The organism is Serratia plymuthica (genome assembly GCF_018336935.1).
Lineage (GTDB): Bacteria > Pseudomonadota > Gammaproteobacteria > Enterobacterales > Enterobacteriaceae > Serratia > Serratia plymuthica_B.
Map to the genome: position 1 here is coordinate 2,822,439 of NZ_CP068771.1, position 21,009 is coordinate 2,843,447.

At 58.0% G+C, this 21,009-nt stretch carries 19 protein-coding genes; 6 read left to right on the top strand and 13 right to left on the bottom strand.

The window, feature by feature from the left end:
- Positions 1-288 precede the first annotated feature (288 nt).
- Complete coding sequence (gene lysM / locus JK621_RS13135) at positions 289-735, bottom strand: peptidoglycan-binding protein LysM (RefSeq protein WP_212556370.1); 447 nt, start codon at positions 733-735, stop codon at positions 289-291.
- A gap of 228 nt (positions 736-963) precedes the next feature.
- On the opposite strand from lysM, the gene JK621_RS13140 reads away from it, so the two are divergent.
- Entirely contained in the window at positions 964-1,155 is a 192-nt protein-coding gene (locus tag JK621_RS13140; protein ID WP_006325949.1) for a YebW family protein, read from the top strand.
- Positions 1,156-1,285: 130 nt separating this feature from the next.
- Positions 1,286-1,510 (top strand): biofilm development regulator YmgB/AriR family protein, encoded by a 225-nt coding sequence (locus tag JK621_RS13145; RefSeq protein WP_212556371.1) that lies wholly within the window; start codon positions 1,286-1,288, stop codon positions 1,508-1,510.
- 82 nt (positions 1,511-1,592) lie between these two features.
- Here JK621_RS13145 and ompC read toward each other — a convergent pair whose 3' ends face one another.
- The 6 genes from ompC to JK621_RS13175 form a co-directional block, all read right to left on the bottom strand.
- A complete protein-coding gene (gene ompC / locus JK621_RS13150) occupies positions 1,593-2,675 on the bottom strand; it encodes a porin OmpC (protein ID WP_283249334.1) in 1,083 nt (360 codons plus the stop codon).
- A gap of 651 nt (positions 2,676-3,326) precedes the next feature.
- Entirely contained in the window at positions 3,327-4,310 is a 984-nt protein-coding gene (gene astE, locus JK621_RS13155; RefSeq protein WP_212556372.1) for a succinylglutamate desuccinylase, read from the bottom strand.
- Between the two features lie 10 nt (positions 4,311-4,320).
- Positions 4,321-5,661: an N-succinylarginine dihydrolase gene (gene astB / locus JK621_RS13160; RefSeq protein WP_212556373.1), complete on the bottom strand. Its 1,341-nt coding sequence runs from the start codon at positions 5,659-5,661 to the stop codon at positions 4,321-4,323.
- A 54-nt stretch (positions 5,662-5,715) separates the two neighbouring features.
- Positions 5,716-7,188 carry a succinylglutamate-semialdehyde dehydrogenase gene (astD, locus tag JK621_RS13165; protein ID WP_212556374.1) on the bottom strand — a complete coding sequence of 491 codons (1,473 nt, stop codon included), beginning with the start codon at positions 7,186-7,188 and terminating at the stop codon, positions 5,716-5,718.
- Positions 7,188-8,222, bottom strand: coding sequence for an arginine N-succinyltransferase (astA, locus tag JK621_RS13170; RefSeq protein WP_212556375.1), 1,035 nt, complete (start codon positions 8,220-8,222; stop codon positions 7,188-7,190). The genes astD and astA overlap by 1 nt, the downstream gene beginning before the upstream one ends.
- Before the next feature lie 52 nt (positions 8,223-8,274).
- Positions 8,275-9,489 (bottom strand): aspartate aminotransferase family protein, encoded by a 1,215-nt coding sequence (locus JK621_RS13175; RefSeq protein ID WP_212556376.1) that lies wholly within the window; start codon positions 9,487-9,489, stop codon positions 8,275-8,277.
- A gap of 659 nt (positions 9,490-10,148) precedes the next feature.
- Here JK621_RS13175 and JK621_RS13180 point away from each other — a divergent pair.
- Complete coding sequence (locus JK621_RS13180; protein WP_212556377.1) at positions 10,149-11,123, top strand: alpha/beta hydrolase; 975 nt, start codon at positions 10,149-10,151, stop codon at positions 11,121-11,123.
- Here the strand turns inward: JK621_RS13180 and JK621_RS13185 are convergent.
- The 6 genes from JK621_RS13185 to JK621_RS13210 all read right to left on the bottom strand — a co-directional run bounded on the left by JK621_RS13185 (position 11,120) and on the right by JK621_RS13210 (position 18,280).
- Positions 11,120-12,088: an ABC transporter ATP-binding protein gene (locus JK621_RS13185; protein ID WP_212556378.1), complete on the bottom strand. Its 969-nt coding sequence runs from the start codon at positions 12,086-12,088 to the stop codon at positions 11,120-11,122. The genes JK621_RS13180 and JK621_RS13185 overlap by 4 nt on opposite strands.
- On the bottom strand, positions 12,078-13,064 hold the full coding sequence (locus JK621_RS13190; RefSeq protein ID WP_212556379.1) for an ABC transporter ATP-binding protein: 987 nt from the start codon (positions 13,062-13,064) through the stop codon (positions 12,078-12,080). Before JK621_RS13190 ends, JK621_RS13185 begins: the two co-directional genes overlap by 11 nt.
- A complete protein-coding gene (gene opp4C / locus JK621_RS13195; protein WP_212556380.1) occupies positions 13,061-14,011 on the bottom strand; it encodes an oligopeptide ABC transporter permease in 951 nt (316 codons plus the stop codon). Before opp4C ends, JK621_RS13190 begins: the two co-directional genes overlap by 4 nt.
- Before the next feature lie 2 nt (positions 14,012-14,013).
- Complete coding sequence (locus JK621_RS13200) at positions 14,014-14,970, bottom strand: ABC transporter permease (RefSeq protein ID WP_212556381.1); 957 nt, start codon at positions 14,968-14,970, stop codon at positions 14,014-14,016.
- Positions 14,971-15,018: 48 nt separating this feature from the next.
- Positions 15,019-16,707, bottom strand: a complete 1,689-nt coding sequence (locus JK621_RS13205; RefSeq protein ID WP_212556382.1) for an ABC transporter substrate-binding protein — start codon at positions 16,705-16,707, stop codon at positions 15,019-15,021.
- 154 nt (positions 16,708-16,861) lie between these two features.
- On the bottom strand, positions 16,862-18,280 hold the full coding sequence (locus JK621_RS13210) for a PLP-dependent aminotransferase family protein (protein WP_212556383.1): 1,419 nt from the start codon (positions 18,278-18,280) through the stop codon (positions 16,862-16,864).
- A gap of 144 nt (positions 18,281-18,424) precedes the next feature.
- On the opposite strand from JK621_RS13210, the gene JK621_RS13215 reads away from it, so the two are divergent.
- Genes JK621_RS13215 through JK621_RS13225 form a run of 3 tightly spaced genes read left to right on the top strand, consistent with a single transcriptional unit; the run spans position 18,425 to position 20,993 of the window.
- Complete coding sequence (locus tag JK621_RS13215; protein ID WP_212556384.1) at positions 18,425-19,825, top strand: cytochrome ubiquinol oxidase subunit I; 1,401 nt, start codon at positions 18,425-18,427, stop codon at positions 19,823-19,825.
- Between the two features lie 2 nt (positions 19,826-19,827).
- Positions 19,828-20,835 (top strand): cytochrome d ubiquinol oxidase subunit II, encoded by a 1,008-nt coding sequence (gene cydB / locus JK621_RS13220; RefSeq protein WP_212556385.1) that lies wholly within the window; start codon positions 19,828-19,830, stop codon positions 20,833-20,835.
- A gap of 14 nt (positions 20,836-20,849) precedes the next feature.
- Positions 20,850-20,993, top strand: coding sequence for a DUF2474 domain-containing protein (locus JK621_RS13225; protein WP_212556386.1), 144 nt, complete (start codon positions 20,850-20,852; stop codon positions 20,991-20,993).
- Positions 20,994-21,009 lie beyond the last annotated feature (16 nt).

The window sequence follows — 21,009 nt, forward strand, 5'->3', positions numbered from 1 at the left end:
AATCTATCTTAACTCATCACGCATAAAGGTTATTTTGGTGGGATGATCGATAAAAAACTCGCTACTGCGGTTTTCTTAGATTCTGCGTCCAACGCCATTCAGACCTCAATAGTTGGCAAGACGCTATCAACTTTCCTCTCCAGGGTCAATATCCCCCGGAAGCAGAGGTAGCGGCAAGCACGGAACATTCAAAAATTTTATTAAAACAAAATAATAATTAGCAAAATTTATACTGGGAGAACTAAAAAAGCCCGACATCACATCGGGCTTCTCAACATCTTTTCTTCTTTACTGCGGAATGCGCAGAACCTGTCCTGGATAAATTCTGTCCGGGCTGGATAACATGGGTTTGTTCGCTTCGAAGATCTTGTTGTACAGGTTGGCGTTACCGTACACCTCTTTCGACACCGCGCTCAGCGTGTCGCCTTTCTTCACGGTATAGAAACGGCTCTCGGCCTCAGATTGTTCGACAGACACCTTATCTTCCACACCGCTGATACCCGCCACGTTACCGATCGCCACCAGGATTTTTTCTTTCAGTTCCTGGCTGACGGCGTCCCCGGTCACCACGGCCTTGCCATCCACCACCTGCACGTCGACCTTATCGGTACCCGGCAGGCCGATTTTATCCAGATGCTCCTTCAGTTTGGCGCTTTGATCTTCGGCAGTCGCATTGCCGGTCACTGTGTCCCACAGTTTTTCGCCAGCTTCTTTGACGAAGTTAAACAATCCCATATTCACTCCTTTCGATGGTTATAATGTTGCGTTCACTTAAGGCTTGTTAAGCTTAGCACTGCGAAATGGATATTCCATCGCTACTGTGGCATTTAGCGGTTGGAGTAATCCGAAAGTGCCGCCTTCATGGCCAATTCCTCGCGTTGCGCCGATGCCCACGCTGAAAGACGCACCGTTTTTACCTACAATAAGGTATTGGGGAGATTTGGCTCGAGGATGCAAGAGGCTATGTACGCATTGGTTATGTTTGTATGTTATCTGGATGGCGGCTGCGCCGATATCGTGGTTGACGTGCTGCGCAATGAACCCCAGTGCCTGGTCGTCATGAAGGAACAGAATCTGCGCCACGCCGGATGTTTTCCGGTGGAAGATTTTATCGATGGTTTCTGGCTGCCTGCCAGCGAATATGCGCCGTTGTAGAGCGATGTACGGTTTTTCTGCTATTTATCCCTGAGGAATTTCTGATTTAATCGGAAAACAGGCATATCTACGATGTTTTATGCCGCTATTTTGCTAAATTGCTTAACCCGAACGATATGGAGACGGCATTATGCCCGTATCTACTCTCTCAGACGAACATTATGAAACCCTGTTGCGCGATGTCAGCCTGGTGGTCGGCGGCGCGGTGATCCAACTGATCAATCTCAATAAGAAAGTCTCCGGCAATAATATTCTGGCCCAATTGGTCACCGAGATTGAACGCGAGAAAAATCAGCAGCGCTCTGCCACCCTGCGCTCTGCTATTGAACTTATGGGTCTGGCCCCCAAAGGATAGCGGCCCAAATAAAGAAGGCAGAGCTTGCGCTCTGCCTTTTTACCGTTCTCCCGACACAGGATGAAGGTAATGGCGGTGAAACTTAGAAACGATAAGTCAGGTTAACCGCGACGATATCGTCAGTGCTCAGTTTCAGCTTGTTGTCGTCATTGAGCTGGTTGATTTTGTAATCAACGTAGGTGTACATGTTTTTGTTGAAGTAGTAAGTCGCGCCCACTTCCACGTATTTCACCAGATCGACATCGCCAATCCCTTCGATATCCTTGCCTTTGGACTGCACGTAGGCCAGAGACGGACGCAGACCGTTTTCAAACTGGTACTGAGCGACCATTTCGAAGTTCTGAGTTTTGTTGGCGAAGCCAGACACGCCGTTGCCGCTGATTGGCGTCATATTGCGAGTTTCAGCATACATTGCCGCCAGGTAAACCTGATTGGCGTCGTATTTAACCGCAGTGGTCCAGGCCGTCGCGCTGTCGCCTTTGCCGTAAGCCAGCTCTTTTTGCTCGCTGGTACGGTTAGAGTCAGAGAACGCCGCCGCCACACCGATACCTGAGCCGCCGATATCCTGGTAATCCAATGACAGACCGTAGCCGTCACCGTTTTGCTTGGCCACGTTGCGACTGTCACCGTCGTTTTTACCCTGGTACTGTACCGCCAGGTTCAGGCCTTCCACCAGACCGAAGAAGTCACGGTTACGGTAAGTCGCCAGACCGTTGGAACGCGCGGTCATGTAGTTGTCGGTGTAGCTGTAAGTGTCGCCGCCGAATTCCGGCAGCATGTCGGTGTAGGCTTCCGCGTCGTACACCACGCCGTAGTTACGGCCGTAATCGAATGAACCGTAGTTGGCGAACTTCAGACCGGCAAAGCCCAGACGGGTTTTGGTGCCTGCAGTGCCCTGCGCTTCATCGTGGTTGGCCTGGACGTTATATTCCCACTGGCCGTAACCGGTCAGTTGGTCATTGATTTGCGTTTCGCCTTTGAAACCCAGACGGACATAAGTCTTGTCGCCATCTTCAGATTTGTCGTCGCTGAAAACATGTTTGGCAGAAACGCGACCGTACAGGTCAAGTTTATTGCCATCCTTATTATAAATTTCAGCCGCGTTGGCAAAGGAGGTGATTGCCGCAAGGGCAACAGCTAAGGCTAATACACTGCGATTCATCATTTATTTTCCTAGATATTATAATTAAAAACCTGCCCGTCACGCCCAATTTATGATTTGGGCTGTGATCTTTATCATTTAGTATTTTATGAGCGCCCCTAATCAGGGGCCATGTGACATTAGCATCATGAATCCAAACTTCAAAAGAAAAAGTTCATAAAATACCGTGGTCAAAGCATGTTTATGTGTAACAAAATATTACAATTAAGACAACCAACAAACCATTGATTCATATTGATATTTGTCACACACCTTATAACCAAATTGGTGCAATGCACTAATTTAGTGCATTTTGCTTTGTTTTCGCCTACTTTCTACACGATAGGGAAATAACATGAAACTTAGCGTGGTTACTAATAACGTTACTTATTTCACATTTTTATCTAAACAAAGTCACCGCACTGATTTAGGCCATTAACCGTGTTTTAATCAGATCTTTTACAGGTCCATATAATCAATACGGCTCAAACCGCCAAAATAGTAATACCGGGGGAAATTAAATTTAAAAAAAGGCAATGGTGAATAGCGGATATATAAAGAGAGGGGAGCAAACGTGTTTTACAGGATAATACGCCAGATTAATTACAAGCTGCAGCCGACAACGCTACAGCCTGAAGTATGCTACAGATAAAAACCGCCTTAGCCGCCGACAGATTAATACAGCGTGCTACGCGGCACCTCAGTCAACACCATACCGGCACGCAGCCCAAGCGCCACGCCTGGATTGGGGAACAAAATCCACTCGCTGGCATGTTGGACCCGGTACTCCTCACCCGGTTGTTCGCACAACAAAGTGCCCTGCTCAAGCTCGGTAAAGTTGGCGGTGTCGTCGCTAAGGTGCAGCCTGAAATCCTCGCTGCGCTTAATCAAGGACTGTGCAACGCGGAACAGGCGCAGTGCCCCTCCCGGCCGCAAAGGTAAAGGTTCATCGCTCACCACCGCCTGCAACGCACGGTTAATGGCGGCAAACTGTTGCAGATCGTTGCTGCCGAAGGGTTTCGCCTTGCCCAACTCCAGCGTGCAGCTTGCGGCACCGGCGTGTTCGCTGGAAAAATGGCTGAAGGTGCCGCCAGGAGCGCTGTGGATCACCAGCGCGTCCAGATCGGCGGCATCCAGCACTTCCAGCATATCCGCACTGTAAGGCCGCGTCTGGAAGGGCAGAATGCCAAAACGCGGCAGCCGCGACTCACGTATCGCCGTATGCAGATCGTAATGGAAACGCGCACCCTCTTCACCGTCAAAAAAAGCCGTTATCACCTGCTCCAACTGCTGCGCCCGCGCGGTTTCACCGCTGTGGTTGAAATCGCGATAACGGCCGCCGAACATGCGGTTCATGTCGCTGTGCAGATAACGCTTGCCGGCGCGTATCGCCGCCGGATTGCCCAGCACCACCAACAGCCGCACCGCCAGCGGCCTCTCGCCCGCCAACAGCGCATTGACCAATTGGTTCAGCAGTTCAATCGGCGCCGTTTCATTACCGTGGATCCCGGCGGAAAGCACTACCGCCTGGCGGTAAGCCTGGTGTGGGGTGATTTCCAACAGGCCTTCCCCCAGCCAGCGCCAGTGCACATTCAGGTTATCGCCCCGTTGCTCGGCGGGGACCTGCCCCGCCAGCGTCAGAGCCAACAAATCAAACATGGCAACTCCGTCATTGTTGGAAAGGATAAACCGACCCCAACCCGAGGATAGACGTCAAAGCGTCCAGCGCATCGCGCCCCTCGCGCAGCAACTGCGGATCGGCCAAATCGTTTTGCGTCAGCCGATCGCGGTAATAGCGATCGACCCATTCATTGAGCGTGACAAACAGCGTATCGTTCATCATCGCGCGCGGATTCACCGCCCGAAGTTCCTGTTCATTCAGCGCCACACGCAGCCTCAGGCACGCCGGCCCGCCGCCGTTACGCATGCTCTCACGCAGATCGAACACTTTGATTTCGTCGATCGGCCCGCCGCCGGCAACCATCTCCGTCAAATAACCCCAAACACCGCTATGTTGACGCGACTCTTCCGGCACCACGATCATCATTTTGCCATCGGGCTTAGTCAGGATCTGGCTGTTAAACAGATAGGTCGCGACCGCATCGGCCACAGACACTCGTGCTGTCGGCACCTCAATTGCCACCAACTCGCTGCCCAGCGTCGCCATCTTGCGGCGCACCTCATCCAGCGCTTGCTGCTGCTGATGAAACGCCTGTTGATGGTGGAACAACAGGTTCTGGTTACTGACCGCAATCACATCGTTATGGAACACGCCCTGGTCGATCACCGCCGGGTTCTGTTGTACGAATACCGTATGCTGCTCATCCAACTGATGAAGACGAGCAATTGCCTCGCCTGCTTCACGCGTTTGGCGTGCCGGATAACGCGTCGGGGCCGTTTCACCGCCAAACTCCTGGCGACCATAGACAAACATTTGCACACTACGTTTACCGTAGTCGCCGCCCAATCGGTTGTGGTTGGCCGCCCCTTCGTCGCCAAACAGCGCCACCTGCGGCAAGGCTTCGTGATGGGCAAAATGGCGTGGATCGTTAAAAATCGCCCGTAGCACGCCAGAGGTCGTCTCAGCCTCAATCGCGCGGTGGAATTTATTGTTCAGGTTGGCGGCAGTGAAATGCACCTTGCCGTCAGCACTGTCAGCCGACGGTGACACCGTGGCCGCATTGGCGGTCCACATGCAAGACGCCGAGCTTAATGCGGACAACAGACGTGGAGACTGGCGCATCGCCTGCGCCAACACCGCCTCATCGCTGCCGCTGAAGCCCAATTTGCGCAGCATCGGCACATGCGGCCGCTCCTGCGGCGGCAAAACGCCCTGCTGGAAGCCGAGGTCGGCCAGCGCCTTCATCTTCAGCAAACCCTGCTTGGCCGCCAGTTTAGGATTAGACACGCTGTTTTGATGCTGCGTGGAGGCCTCATTGCCAAACGACAATCCAGCGTAATGATGGGTCAGGCCCACCAGACCATCGAAATTGACTTCATATCCTGACATGCTGTTCTCCTGGGGCCGAGCAGGCTCGGCCCTGCGCAACAACGCGCTGAGTTCTTAGTTAAATGAGAGTCCTGGCGACAGGCTGGCCGGCAGCGTCAAACTTTCGCTTTCCAGCGACGCCATTGGCCAGGCGCAGTAATCCGCCGCGTAATAGGCGCTTGGGCGGTGGTTGCCCGAGGCGCCCACGCCGCCGAACGGCGCCGCGCTGGAGGCACCGGTCAACGGCTTGTTCCAGTTGACGATACCGGCGCGCGCTTCCAACAGCAGTTGATCAAACCGTTCACGCTGCGGCGACACCAGGCCGACAGACAGGCCATAGCGCGTCTGGTTGGCGATGCGCAACGCCTCGTCAAAGTCGTTATAACGAATGACGGTGGTCAGCGGGCCAAAATATTCTTCGTCCGGCACGTCTCGCACGCCGGTCACATCGATAATGCCGGGGCTGAGCAGCGCGCTGCCGCTCTCCAGCCGCTGCATGGTCAGCAAAGCCTTGCCGCCCAAAGACAACAGGTGATGCTGCGCCGCCAGCATTTTTTCCGCCGCCGCAGAGGAGATCACCCCGCCCATGAACGGCTGCGGTTCGGCGTCCCAACGGCCGACGCGCAGAGCGCCCGCCACCTGCACCAAGCGCTCGATAAAGGCATCGCCCTCGCTGCCGCGTTTCACCAGAATACGGCGTGAACAGGTGCAACGCTGGCCGGCGGAGATAAACGCCGACTGAATCGCCAGATTGACCGCCGCATCGCGATCGTCGATCTGATCGATAATCAGCGCGTTGTTGCCACCCATTTCCAGCGCCAGCATCTTTTCAGGCTGCCCCGCCAACTGGCGATGCAGGTGATAACCGGTGCCGGCGCTGCCGGTAAACAGCAGACCGTCGATATCCGCGCTGGCGGCCAGCGCCTCGCCGGTTTCACGCCCGCCCTGCACCAGGTTGATCACCCCGTTTGGCAAGCCGGCCTGCTGCCACAGCTTCAGCGTTTCCTCGGCGGTCAGCGGCGTCAGCTCGCTGGGTTTAAATACCACCGTATTGCCCGCCAACAGGGCCGGCACAATGTGGCCGTTCGGCAAATGGCCCGGGAAGTTATATGGCCCGAATACCGCCAGCACGCCATGCGGCCGGTGGCGCAGCACCGAAGCGCCGTCCGCCATCGCGGTTTCGCTGATGCCGGTGCGCGCCTGGTAAGCCTGCAGGGAAATCGCCACCTTGCCGATCATCGCCTGCACTTCGGTCAGCGTTTCCCAGCGGGGTTTGCTGGTTTCGCGGCTGATCACCGCCGCCAAATCCTGTTTGTGCTCTTCCAACAGGGCGGCAAAACGCTTCACCAACTGCTCACGCTGTTCAAACGGGGTGCGGGCCCAGGCCGGGAACGCGGCGCGAGCAGCCTCGCAAGCGGCGGCGACATCACTGCCATCGGCGGCATTGGCCTGCCACAGCGTCTGGTTGTCGACCGGATCGGTTTTGCCGAATTCAGCGCCCCGGCCCTGTTGCCAGGCGCCGTTAATAAACAGTGCAGGATGTGACATTAGGCTTTCTCCTTTGAAATGAGGGGGATGACCCGCACCAGGCTGCCTTGCTCGACGCCCAGCGCCGCAGCGGTTTCCGCATTGAGATGCAGACGCTCGTCATACAGATCGGCATTGACCAGCAGTGCGCGGTAGGACTGATAATGATCGTTGGCCACCAGCAGAGCCGGCGCATCGGCGCGCATTGGCGTCTCGTCCAGCACCACTTTCACCGTACGGCTCTCTTTGACCGCACGAATATGGTCGATTTCCGCTTCCAGCGTCGGGCCGCCGTCGAAAATATCGACATAGCCCTGATAGCGCAGGCCCTCAGATTCCAATACCCGGCGGGCAGGAACGGTCTGCGGGTGCACCTGGCCAATCACCTTTTGCGCATCCTCAGCCAGGAAATCGACATACAGCGGGTGTTTCGGCATCAGTTCGGCGATAAACGCCTTTTGCCCGGTGCCGCTCAGGTAGTCCGCCTTGGCGAACTCGATGGAAAAGAAATGGTTGCCGACGCTCTCCCAGAACGGCGAACGGCCCTCTTCATCGGAGAAACCGCGCATTTCGGCAATCAGCCGCTCGGAAAAACGCTCGCGGAAAGCGGCGATAAACAGGAAACGCACCTTCGACAACAGCTTGCCGTTTTCGCCGTGCCGGTAGTCCGGATCGAGGAACAGCGTACACAGCTCGGAATGGCCGGTGTGATCGTTGCTGAGAAACAGCGTCGGCACCGATTTATAGACGTTCAACTGTTTGGACGCGTGCACCTGGGTGCCGACGCGAAAGCTGTACCAGGGTTCAGTCAGCCCAACGGCCACTTCAATCGCGCAAACCCCTACCGCCTGCTGGCGCTCGCTGTCCTCCAGCACAAACAGATAACACTGCTCGCCGCGCGGCAGTTCGCCTTGCCAGGTTTTTAACGCCCGCTCAATGCGCGCCGACAAGGTATCTTCATCTTGCGGCAGGGAAGTGAGACCGATGCCGGATTTACCGGCAAGCGTCAGTAAGTCAGCCAAATCGCGACGCTCTATAGGGCGAATAATCATCATAATGCGAACCTCGTCAGAATCAGGCTGCGCCGGTTAAGGCGCAGCCCGTGTATTAGCTGCAAATCCGCGCCACGGCACGCGCGAATCGCGCCAGCCCCTCTTTCACATCCTGCTCTGGAATGATCAGTGAAGGGGTGAAGCGCACCACATCCGGGCCGGCGATCAGCGCAATCACGCCCTCTTCATTGGCCAACTGGGTAATCTGTTTTGCCTTGCCGGCATAATCCTTATTCAACTGGCAGCCAATCAGCAGGCCGCCGCCGCGAATTTCGGAGAAAATCGGGTATTCCCGGTTAATCTTGTTCAAACCCTCGATAAACCACTGGTGGCGCTGCTTCACGCCTTCCAGCACCTCTGGCGTATTGATGATGGAGAACACCGCACCCGCCACCGCCGTCGCCAGCGGATTGCCGCCGTAGGTGGTGCCGTGGGTGCCTACGCTCAGGGTTTTGGCCAACGCGTCGGTGGTCAGCATGGCGCCAATCGGGAAGCCGCCGCCCAGCGCTTTCGCGGTGGTCAGCACGTCCGGCACGACACCGTATTGCATGTAGGCATACAGATAACCGGTGCGGCCCACGCCGGTTTGCACTTCGTCGAAAATCAGCAACGCATCGTGGCGATCGCACAGCTCGCGCAGGCCCTGCAGGAAAGCGGCATCGGCAGGCAGTACGCCGCCTTCGCCCTGAATCGGCTCCACAATCACCGCGCAGGTCTGGTCGTTGATCAGCTCAGCCGCGGCAGCCAGATCGTTAAACGCCGTGTGGCTGATGCCGCCCGGCAGCGGCGCGAAATCTTTTGAATACTTCGGCTGGCCGCCGGCGGACACGGTGAACAGCGTCCGGCCATGGAAAGCGTTATTGAACGCCACGATCTGGTTCTTGCCGGCGTTGCCGTTATCCAGCGCACGTTTACGCGCCAGCTTCAATGCCGCTTCGTTGGCTTCCGCCCCGGAGTTGCAGAAAAACACCTTCTCGGCAAAGGTGGCGTCAATCAGCTGTTTCGCCAACAGCAGCACCGGTTCGTTGGTGTAGCCATTGCCCAGATGCCACAGTTTCCCCGCCTGTTCCACCAGCGCCGCCTTCACCGCCGGGTGCGCATGCCCCAACGCATTAACCGCGATGCCGCCGGCAAAATCGATGTAAGACTTACCCTGTTGGTCCCAGACCTGCGAACCCTCTCCCCGCACCAGAATAAAATCAGCGGGAGCATAAACCGGGACCATCAAGTCGTCGAAAGACTGGCGGGTGACTGCGATTGGCTGTTCCATAATGACCTCATAACCTCAGCAAAGGCTGAATTTTGACTGTAAGGGCCGTTCCTGCCCGGATATTCCGCAACAAAACAAAAAAACCGCGCCGTTGAATCCGCTTTTCGTCCGGTGATAACTCTGCCATCTACCGGCCATTCAGAAACAAATCTGTTACATACGATCGGTTTTCCACTATTTCTGCCGGGTATCCGGTCCCTGAACGGGGAATAAATGTTAACGAGCAGTTAAAATACATGCCGTTTGATAAAGAGTGTAGAGCAGCTATCGTGCCAAAACGGGTTTTTTAGCGAATATCGCGTTTTTTTACGTTAAAACAACGGCTTACAATGCATACTTATTCAATAATTATGCATTGGTAATGAATAATTGAAAAAATAAGGCTAAAAATCATCATTGGTCGCGAAATACTATTCAATTGCAAAAAACTTCAATATTTCTGATCGCGCTCGCAAAAATAATTTGGCCCGATTTGCGCCCGATCACACTTTTGCCCCATCAGAGTGCAGCGAATGCACCAGAGACGAGCAACCCCGTAGCGGTCAAGGCTTTACCGGGTAGAAACCTTTTCCCCGGCAACGCATTCGTGCGCCAGATCACCGATTTGTCGGGCAGCAACTACACTGTGATTTCGACCACCCAACGCTTGAGGAGCCACGATGTCTAAAAAAACTGTTGATCCCACCCAACCGGCGGCACAAAAGGATATTCGCGTATTTCTGGACGCGTTAAACGCCGGCGGCGGCAAACCTATGGAGCAAATGAAGCCGAAGGAGGCGCGTAAAGTGCTGGAGGGGGCGCAAAACAGCGTTGAAGTCCCGCTGTACGAAGTCGACATCAGCGAGAAGACCATTCACGTTGGGGGGCAGGATATCCTGTTGCATCTGGTGCGGCCGGCCAGAGTAAAAGAAGCGTTGCCGGTATTTATGTTCTTCCACGGCGGGGGCTGGGTGCTGGGAGACTTTCCTACTCATGAACGGTTGGTGCGCGATCTGGTGCACAGCTCCGGCGCGGCGGCGGTGTTCGTCAACTACACCCCTTCACCGGAAGCGCATTACCCTACCGCCATCAACCAGGCTTATGCCGCTACCGAATGGGTGGCCGAATACGGCGAAAAAATCAACGTCGACGGTTCGCGGCTGGCGGTGGTCGGCAACAGCGTAGGCGGCAATATGGCGGCGGTCGTCAGCCTGATGGCCAAGGAAAAAGGCACGCCGGCGCTGCGCAGCCAGATCCTGCTTTGGCCGGTGACCCACGCCAGCTTTGATACCGACTCCTATCACCAGTACGCCGAAGGCCACTTCCTGACGCGCAACATGATGAAATGGTTCTGGGACAACTACACCACCGACAAAGCGCTGCGCAAAGAGATCTACGCTTCGCCGCTCAATGCCACGCTGGAACAGTTGAAAGGCCTGCCGCCGGCGCTGGTGCAGACTGCCGAGCTGGACGTCCTGCGCGACGAAGGCGAAGCCTATGCCCGCCTGCTGAACGCCGCCGGGGTCGAAGTGACCTCTACCCGGTATAACGGGCTGATCCACGATTATGGTTTGCTGAACCCGATAGCCCACGTGCCGGCGGTGCACTCGGCCATTCATCAGGCCGGGCGCGCGCTGAAACACTACCTGGCTTAATCGACATAATGACAGGCCACCCGATGCCCTGCAGCCACAGTACGCAACGCGGGGGCCTGTTGCCGACATTGAGCGCCGGCCTGCGGGCAACGGGGGTGAAAACGGCAGCCCTGCGGCGGTTGAGCCGGGTTGGGCAGTTCCCCCCGTGCCATTGCCTGCGGCTGACGCAATGGATCCAGGCTGGGCACCGACGCCAGCAAGGCCTGAGTGTAAGGGTGGCGCGGCCGGCGAAACAGGCTGTCGCGATCGGCGCTCTCGACAATCTGGCCGAGATACATCACCGCCACGTCCTGACACAGGTGTTCCACCACCCCGAGATCGTGCGAAATAAACAGAAAAGTTACGCCCTGCTGCTCCTGGAGATCGGAAAACAGGTTGATGATCTGCGCCTGAATCGAGACGTCGAGCGCCGAAATCGGCTCATCGGCGACGATAAATTCCGGCCGCAGGATCACCGCACGCGCAATGCCGATGCGTTGCCGCTGGCCGCCGGAGAACTCATGCGGAAAACGCCCGTAATGCTGCGCCGATAGCCCGCAGATTTCCATCGTATCGATTACCCGGTCGCGCAATTCACTTTTAGTCGCCAGACCGTGCTGCAGCAGGGCCTCGCCAATCGCATCACCCACGCGCATTCTCGGATTCAGCGAACTGTAGGGATCCTGAAACACCAGTTGCATCTTCGGGCGCATGGCGCGCAGTTGGCGTGGGCTGAGCGCATCCAGCGCCTGCCCGTTAAACAGCACTTCACCGGCGGTTTTATCATGCAGCCCCAGCAACATGCGGCCAACGGTGGTTTTGCCGCTGCCGGACTCGCCCACCAAACCGAAAATGGTGCCCTTGCGAATGTTGAAGCTGACGTCATCCACCGCCCGCAACTGCCCGGTAGTTCGGCCAAACAGGCCATCGCGCAGCGGGAAATATTTCTTCAGCCCCTTCACTTCAACCTGTAATTCAGCCGACATGAATGCGCCCTCCCGCGTTCAGAAAGCAGGCGGACTGGCGCTGCGCATGGCCATACAGCGGCGGAATGCCGTCACGACAGCGTGCGCTCACCTGTGAGCAACGATCGGCAAAAGCGCAATGGTCGGGCAAGCGGGCCAAATCGGGCACCTGGCCGGGGATGGAATACAACCGGCGCCGCCGCTGCCCGGCCACCGGCCGCGAAGCCATCAGCCCCTGGGTGTACGGGTGCTGCGGGTTAGCCAGCACCTCTCGGGTGGGCCCCTGCTCGACAATCCGTCCGGCGTACATCACCACCAGCCGGTCGGCCATCTGAGCAATGACCCCGAGATCGTGGGTGATCAACATCATCGCCATATTGTGCCTTTGCGCCTGTTCACGCAGCAGCGCCAGGATTTGCGCCTGCACAGTGACGTCGAGCGCCGTGGTCGGCTCGTCGGCAATCAGCAGCGCCGGGCGGCAACTGATGGCCATGGCGATCATGATGCGTTGCAGCATGCCGCCGGAAAGCTGGTGCGGGTAGCTGGCCATCAGTTGTTCTGCACGCGCCAATCCCACCTCCATAATCAACGCCGTCGCTTCCCGCCAGGCGGCCTTCGGCGCCGCCCCCCGGTGGCGGATAAGCGGCTCCACCAGTTGCTCGCCAATGGTCAGCACCGGGTTCAGCGCGCTCATCGGTTCCTGGAAGATCATCGCCAGCCGGTTGCCGCGCAAATCGGCCATCTGCTGCGGACGCAGTTTCAACAAATCCTGGCCGTCAAAATGAATCTCGCCGCCGTCGATCTGTGCCAGCGGCTGCGGCAACAACCCCATCAGCGCCAGGGCCGTGACGCTTTTACCGCAGCCGGACTCGCCGACCACGCCCAGCGTCTGCCCGGCGCGCAGTTCGAAACTCACCTGCTGCACCGCCCGCACCCGGCCCTGTTCGCCGTTGAAGGCCACCGACAGTTGATTAAAGGCTACCAGCGGTTGGCTCATCGTCTTACCCCGTTCATTTTCGGATCGAGCGCGTCCCGCAGGCCGTCACCCAGAATATTAATCGCCACTACGGTGATAAAAATCGCCAGGCCCGGCGGCATCCACAGCCAGGGGCGGCGCTGAAAATCGATCAGGCTGTTGGCGGCATCCATCATGTTGCCCCAGGACGGCGTCGGCGGTACCACACCCAGCCCCAGATAGCTGAGCGCCGACTCGCTGAGAATGGCATTGGCCACCCCCATGGTCGCCACCACCACCAGGATCGGGATGGTATTCGGCAGCAGGTGGCCGACAATACGCCGCCGGGTGGACAGCCCCAGCACTTCGGTCGCCAGCATAAAATCGCGCTCGCGCAGCGACAGGATCTGGCCGCGCACCAGCCGCGCCAGCGACGGCCAGCCCAACAGGCTGAGCATGATCATCACCATGTAAATGCGGTAATCCGGCGAGACGTCCAGTTCGGACAGCATCGCCCCCATAATGATCAGCAGCGGCAGGCTGGGGATGGTCATCAGCAAATCGGCAAAACGCATGATCAGCTTGTCCACGATGCCGCCCAGATAGCCGGATAACGCCCCCAACAGGTAGCCGAGCGTCACCGACAGCAGCATCGACACCAGACCTATGGTCAGCGAGATCCGCCCCGCCAGCAGCAGGCGGGTGTAGATATCGCGGCCGAGAAAATCGGTACCGAGCCAGTGCGCGGCATTGGGTGCCTGGTTAATGTTCAGCGCATCCCCGGCATCGTCCTGCCACGGCGACAGCATCGGCCCCAAAATGCACAACACTGTCAGTATCAGCAGTAACAACAGCGAGGCCATCGCCAACCGGTGACGCCGCAACCGTTGCCAGGCCTGTGCGGCCGGCGGTGGCGACAACTGCGCCAGCGCCGGGAGTTGCGCCTGCCGCCAGCGGCGGCGGCGACCAAAAAACAGCGTTGCCAACATGTTTACCTCAAACGAATTCGTGGGTCGGCATAGGCGTACAGAATGTCCGCCAGCAGGTTGCCCAAAATGGTCAACACCGCCAGAAACAGCGTAAAGCCCATCAGCACCGGATAGTCGCGCGCGGCCAGCGAGTCGATGTGGATATGCCCCGCCCCCGGCCAGTTGAAAATCTTTTCGGTGATCAAGGCACCGGAAAACAGCGCCGGCAGCTCAAACCCCAACAGCGTGATGATCGGCAACAGCGCATTGCGCAGCGCATGTTTGACGATCACCGTTTTTTCTTTAAGCCCTTTGGCGCGCGCGGTGCGGATATAATCCATCCGGATAACGTCAAGCATGCTGGCGCGGAAATAGCGCGTCAGGGTACCGGCCTGCAACATCACCAACGCCAGTACCGGCAACAGCAGGTGCGCCGCCACTTCCAGCACCCACGACAGTCCAGTGGCCTCACTGCCGGTGCGCAGCATGCCGCCCGCCGGCAACCAGTGCAGATCGACGGCGAACCATTTAATCAACAGCAGGCAGAGGAAAAAGGTCGGGAATGACATGGCGCCGAACACCGCCACCGTGACCAGATGATCGAACAGCGAATAGGGTTTCATCGCCGAGGCCACGCCCACCGCCAGCGCGATGCCCCAGTACAGCACCAGCGCCACCGAAGCCAGCAGGAACGAGTTCCAGATGTACTGGTTCAACAGCGTGCTGACCGGGATTTGGTATTGCAATGAAAAGCCGAGGTTGCCTTGCAGCAACTGGCCGAGCCAGTGCCAATAGCGGATAAGCAGCGGCTGGTCCAGCCCATACAGCGCCCGCAGCTCGGCGGCGCGCTGCGGCGTCAGGTTGATGTTGCCGTCGATAAAGTCGCCGGGGGTCAGCGCGAAAATAAAGAAAATCAGCAGTGACGCCAGCAGCAGCATCGGAATGGTTTGCAGCAGGCGGCGCAGGATAAAATTTCTCATGGTGTTTTCCGTCACCGCCGCGTGGAATAGCGCGGCGGTATCTCGCCGTTACTGAACCAATTTGACGTCCGGCAAGCTGCCGGTCAGGCCGTTGTACACATCCGGTTTAAAACCGGTTACGCGGGCGCTGCTGGCGCTGAGGATTTTGCGGTTGCCCAGCAGGATCACCGGCGGATCTTCGGCCAGAGCCTGATACAGCTGGTGATACAACGGCTTGCGCTGCCCGATATCCAGCGTAGCGTTGGCCTGGCCGATCAGATTGTCCACCTGCGGGTTGCTATAGCCGGTTTCACTCACCTGGCTGATGTAATCGCGCACCCCGTCATGCGGGTCATTCAGGCTACTGGTGCTGAGCGACGCCAGGTCATAATTGCCCGCCTTGCGCTGCGCCAATAAGGCGTTGAAATCCAGCACCTGCGGCTTCAGCAGCACGCCAATCTGCCGGTAGTTGTCTTTGGCGATCGGCACCAGCGCGTCATTCAGCAACTTTTTGGTCACCAGCAGCGTCAGCTCCAGTTTTTTGCCGTCTTTTTGGCGAATACCGTCCGCGCCCGGTTTCCAGCCGGCCTGATCCAGCAATTGCTTCGCTTTATTGACGTCGTAGGCGTACGGATTAATCCCCTGCGGATCGTAAGCCCAGGAAACGGGAGAGATCGGCTGATTGGCCACAGTGCCGTACCCCTGATACACCACGGTAATCAGCTTTTGGCGATCCAGCCCGTAGATTAAGGCCTGCCGCACGCGCGCATCCTGCAACGCCGGCCGCTTAAAGTTGAAATCAATGCGGCTGTAGTCGCTGGAGCTGTAGAGATTGATGTTGGCAAAACCGAGCAGCTTCAACTGTTCAATATCGTCCGGCTTGGCGGTGAAGGCGTCGTAGTCGGTTTCGCCGGTCTGGAACAGCTGGAAGTTGGTGGCCGGGTTGGTCACGCGGTAAATAAAGCGCGCCACGGCTGGCGGACCGAGGTAGAAGTTCGGGTTGGCGTGGAAACGGATCTCCTGCCCCGGCACGTATTTATCGTAAATATACGGGCCGTTGCCCAACGGCTTGCCGTTCAGCGCACGTACGCTCTCCAGCTTGCCGCGCTGGTAATCCTTGCCGTAATAGGCTTTCGACAACACCGGCCCGCCGATCAGTTGCAGGGTAGTGGCACCCGGCTGGGTGGTGGTGATTTGAATAGTGCGATCGTCGATAACCTTCAGCCCGCTGATGCTGGCCGCCGTGCCGTTTTTGTATTCCGCGCCGCCCTGGATATGGGCCGGGGCAATGTCGGTATCGCCGTCATAGGCCGGGTCATGCAGCAGCGTCAGGGTGAAGGCAATGTCTTCAGCCTTCATCGGCGAGCCGTCGCTGTAAACCAGGTTGGAGCGCAGCTTGAGGGTATACACCCGGTTGTCCGGGCTGATCTGCCAGGATTCTGCCAGCCGCGCCACCGGCTTGCCCTGGCTGTCCAGGCCAATCAGCCGCGTGAAGATCACGTCGGTAACGTTCTCGTCCCAACCGTTGGTAAACAGATAAGGGTTAAAATTGCCCTGCGGCTCGAGAATACCGGCCACTACGGTGTCTTTACGCAGCTTGGCGGCCGCCGGCACCTGGCTTGCATCGGTCGCCGGGGTAATGCCTTCCGTCAAGAGTTCAGCCTGAGCGCCGAATGCCAGACCCAGGGCACAGGCTATCGCCAATGGCGCCAGCCGTTTTTGCAACAGTTTGTTTATCTTCTTTTTTATTCCGCTCACCCACTGCCCCTTGTCTGCCCGTTGATAAAATGTGACAAAATTTATCGCAGAGTAATGGGCGGCCGTAGGGCTGTCTAACAACGAAACCGGCATTCCATTGCCGGATAAAGCATTATGAATTTTTCTATTGCGATGCTTACCTGCGCGGCGCTGTTCAGTCTGCCGGTTCGAGCTGTCGGATAAGTTTGGCTAAGGTTTTGATCGCCGCCTCATGCTTGTCGCTCCAGTCAAAGGAGGCGTTCAGGCGGAAACAGTGGTTGAAATGATTGCCGGTGGTGAACATTCTGCCCGGCGCGATGCTTACCCCCAGCGCCAGCGCACGCTGGTACAGCTCCATCGACGACAGCGCAGGATCCAGCTCCAGCCACAGAAAGTAGCCGCCGTCGGGCTGGCTGACCTTCACGGTGGGCGGAAAATGGTGGGCAATCGCCTGGCGCATCATGCTCTGGCGCTGGGCCAGCAAGCGCCGCAAACGCCGCAGGTGGGTATCGTAGCCGCCGTGCAACAGGTAGTCGGCAATCGCCATCTGGGTCGGCACGCTGGTCGATACGGTGCTCATCAGTTGCAACCGCTGGATCTGTTGCGCGTAGCGCCCCGCCGCCACCCAGCCGACGCGAAACCCCGGCGCCAAACATTTGGAAAACGACGAGCAGTGCAGGATCTGGCCGCCACTGTCCAGCGCCTTGGCCGGCAGCGGCCGTTCGGCGCTGAAGTACAGCTCACCGTAAACGTCGTCCTCAATCAACGAGATCTGCCGTTCACGCAGCAAGGACACCAGCCGTTGCTTGTTCTCCTCCGGCATGGTGGCGCCCAGCGGGTTCTGGAAGTGGGTCATCAGCCAGCAGGCCTTGATCGGATACTGTTCCAGCGCCTGCTCCAGCGCGTCCAGATCGATGCCGTCCTGCGGATGAGTGGCGATCGCCACCGCCTTCAGCCGCAGCCGCTCCAGCGCCTGCAGCGCGCCGTAAAAAGCCGGCGATTCAATCGCCACGTAATCGCCCGGCTGGGTCACCGCCTGCAGGCTGAGGCTCAGTGACTCCATTGCCCCGGCGGTGATCACTATCTCGTCCGGCGCCACCTGCAAGCCGCTCAACGCATAACGCTGGGCGATGTTACGCCGTAACGCGTCGTTGCCGGGCGGCAGGTTGGCCAGCGAACTGTGCGGCGTAAACTTGCGCGCCACGCTGCTCAGCGCCCGTGCCAGCTTCGGCTGGGCAAACAGCGTGGCATCGGGAAATGCGGAACCAAAAGGCACGATTTCCGGATCTTTGCACGCCTGCAGCACGTCGAAAACAAAGGTGTTGATATCCACCTGCTCGCTCAACAACATCTTCTCGCCGCGCGCCGGTTGCGGCAGCGGCTGTGGGCGCGCGGCCACGTAGTAGCCGGACTGCGGCCGGGCGACGATCCAGCCCTGGCTCTCCAGCAATTGATACGACTGCACCACCGTCATCAAACTGAGACCGGCGCGTTTACCGCTTTCGCGCAGCGACGGCAGCTTGTCCCCCGCCCGCCACACCCGGTTCTGAATTTGTTCGCGAATCTGTTGCGCAAGCTGCTCGTATCTGGTCATAAGCCCTAACTGTTATATGAAAAAGTGAAATAACTGTCACTATTATAGTCACTGTACTCCGTGATTAACTTAACGCCAAGCTTTCACCAGAAAAATTACCGCTATACTGAAGAGGTTACTTTATGTTCACCCCAAGGAGGCACCATGCTGGGTCTTGATGCACTGGAACTTGCCAGAATACAGTTCGCCTTCACCGTCTCTTTCCATATCCTTTTTCCCGCCATCACCATCGGCCTGGCCAGTTATCTGGCCGTGCTGGAAGGGCTGTGGCTGAAAACGCGCAATGAAGCCTACCGCGATCTGTACCATTTCTGGTCCAAGATTTTTGCCGTCAACTTCGGCATGGGCGTGGTTTCGGGTCTGGTGATGGCTTACCAGTTCGGCACCAACTGGAGCTTCTTCTCCGAGTTCGCCGGCAGCATAACCGGCCCGCTGCTGACCTACGAAGTGCTCACCGCCTTCTTCCTTGAAGCCGGTTTCCTGGGGGTGATGCTGTTCGGCTGGAACCGCGTCGGCCCTGGCCTGCACTTCTTCGCTACCTGCATGGTGGCCCTCGGCACGCTGATTTCCACCTTCTGGATCCTGGCGTCCAACAGTTGGATGCAAACCCCGCAGGGGCACGAAATCATCAACGGACAAGTGGTGCCGGTCGACTGGCTGAAGGTGATCTTCAACCCGTCATTCCCGTATCGCCTGTTGCACATGTCGACCGCCGCTTTCCTGTCCTCGGCCTTCTTTGTCGGCGCTTCCGCTGCCTGGCACCTGCTGCGCGGTCGCGACACGCCGGCAATGCGCAAAATGCTGTCGATGGCGATGTGGATGGCACTGATCGTCGCGCCGGTGCAGGCGATGATCGGCGATGCCCACGGTCTGAATACGCTGAAACATCAGCCGGCGAAGATCGCCGCCATCGAAGGCCACTGGGAAAACCCGCCGGGCGAGGCTACGCCGCTGATCCTGTTCGGCTGGCCGGATATGCAGCGCGAGGAAACGCGTTTCAAGCTGGAGGTGCCTTATCTCGGTAGCCTGATCCTGACCCACAGCCTGACCGAGCAGGTGCCGGCGCTGAAATCCTTCCCGCCGGAGGATCGCCCGAACTCCACCGTGGTGTTCTGGACGTTCCGCATCATGGTGGCGCTCGGCATGCTGATGATCCTCGCCGGGGTATGGAGCCTGTGGCTGCGCTGGCGCGGCGGGCTGTATCAGTCACGGCCCTTCCTCTATTTCATCCTGTGGATGGGGCCTTCCGGGCTGCTGGCACTGCTGGCGGGCTGGTTCACGACCGAAATCGGTCGGCAGCCGTGGGTGGTGTATGGCCTGTTGCGCACCAAGGACGCCGTTTCTGCGCACGGCGACCTGCACATGAGCATCAGCCTGCTGGCGTTTATCGTCGTTTACTGTTCGGTGTTCGGCGTGGGGTATTCCTACATGATGCGCCTGATCCGGAAAGGACCGCAGCAGCATGAACATAAAGAAGATGACACCGAAGGCCGGCCGGCACGCCCGCTGTCTGCGGTGAAAGACACTCTGGATGACAGGAGCTGAGCATGGGCATCGATCTTCCGCTGATTTGGTTTATGATCATCGTGTTCAGCACCATGATGTACGTGGTAATGGACGGCTTTGATTTGGGTATCGGCATCCTGTTCCCGTGGGTTAAGGACAGCGGTGACCGCGATGTGATGATGAACACCGTCGCCCCGGTATGGGACGGCAACGAAACCTGGTTGGTGCTGGGCGGCGCGGCGCTGTACGGCGCCTTCCCGCTGGCCTACTCGGTGATCCTCGACGCGCTGGCGATCCCGCTCACCCTGATGCTGTTCGGGCTGATTTTCCGCGGCGTGGCCTTCGAATTCCGCTTCAAGGCAACGGCGGAAAAGCGCCATATCTGGGACAAGGCATTTATCTGGGGATCAATCTTCGCCACCTTCAGCCAGGGTGTCGTGGTCGGCGCCATCATCAACGGTTTCCCGGTTCACGGCCGCACCTATGCCGGCGGCGCGCTGGATTGGCTGACGCCGTTCGCGCTGTTCTGCGGGCTGGGGCTGGTGGTGACCTATGCCCTGCTGGGTTGCACCTGGCTGGTGATGAAAACCGCCGGCGATCTGCAGGCGCGCATGTATCGCCTGGCAACGCCGCTGCTGGTCATCCTGCTGCTGGTGCTGGCGACGGTCAGCATCTGGACGCCGATCGCCCATCCGGAGATCGGCAACCGCTGGTTCACGCTGCCTAACCTGTTCTGGCTGCTGCCGGTGCCGGTACTGGTGCTGCTCAGCGCCTGGGGCATCCAGCGCGGGGTGAAACGCGGCGCGCACTATTCGCCGTTTATGTTGACCCTGCTGTTGGTGTTCCTCGGCCTGAGCGGATTGGGCATCAGCATCTGGCCGTTGCTGATCCCGCCGTCCATCACCTTGTGGGACGCCGCCTCACCGCCGCAAAGCCTCGGTTTTATGCTGGTGGGCGCGCTGTTTATCATCCCGATTATTTTGGTTTACACCTTCTGGAGCTACTACGTGTTCCGCGGCAAGGTCAGCCATGAGCATGGCTATCACTGATGAGGGAGGAGAGCATGAACGATAAAACCGCACCCGCTCCCTGGTGGAAACGCGTCGGCTGGCTGGTGATCATCTGGAGCGCCAGCGTGCTGGGGTTGTTCCTGGTCGCTTCAATATTCCGCCTGCTGATGACCGCAGCGGGCATGAAGTCGCACTGACCGCTAATAATCCAAG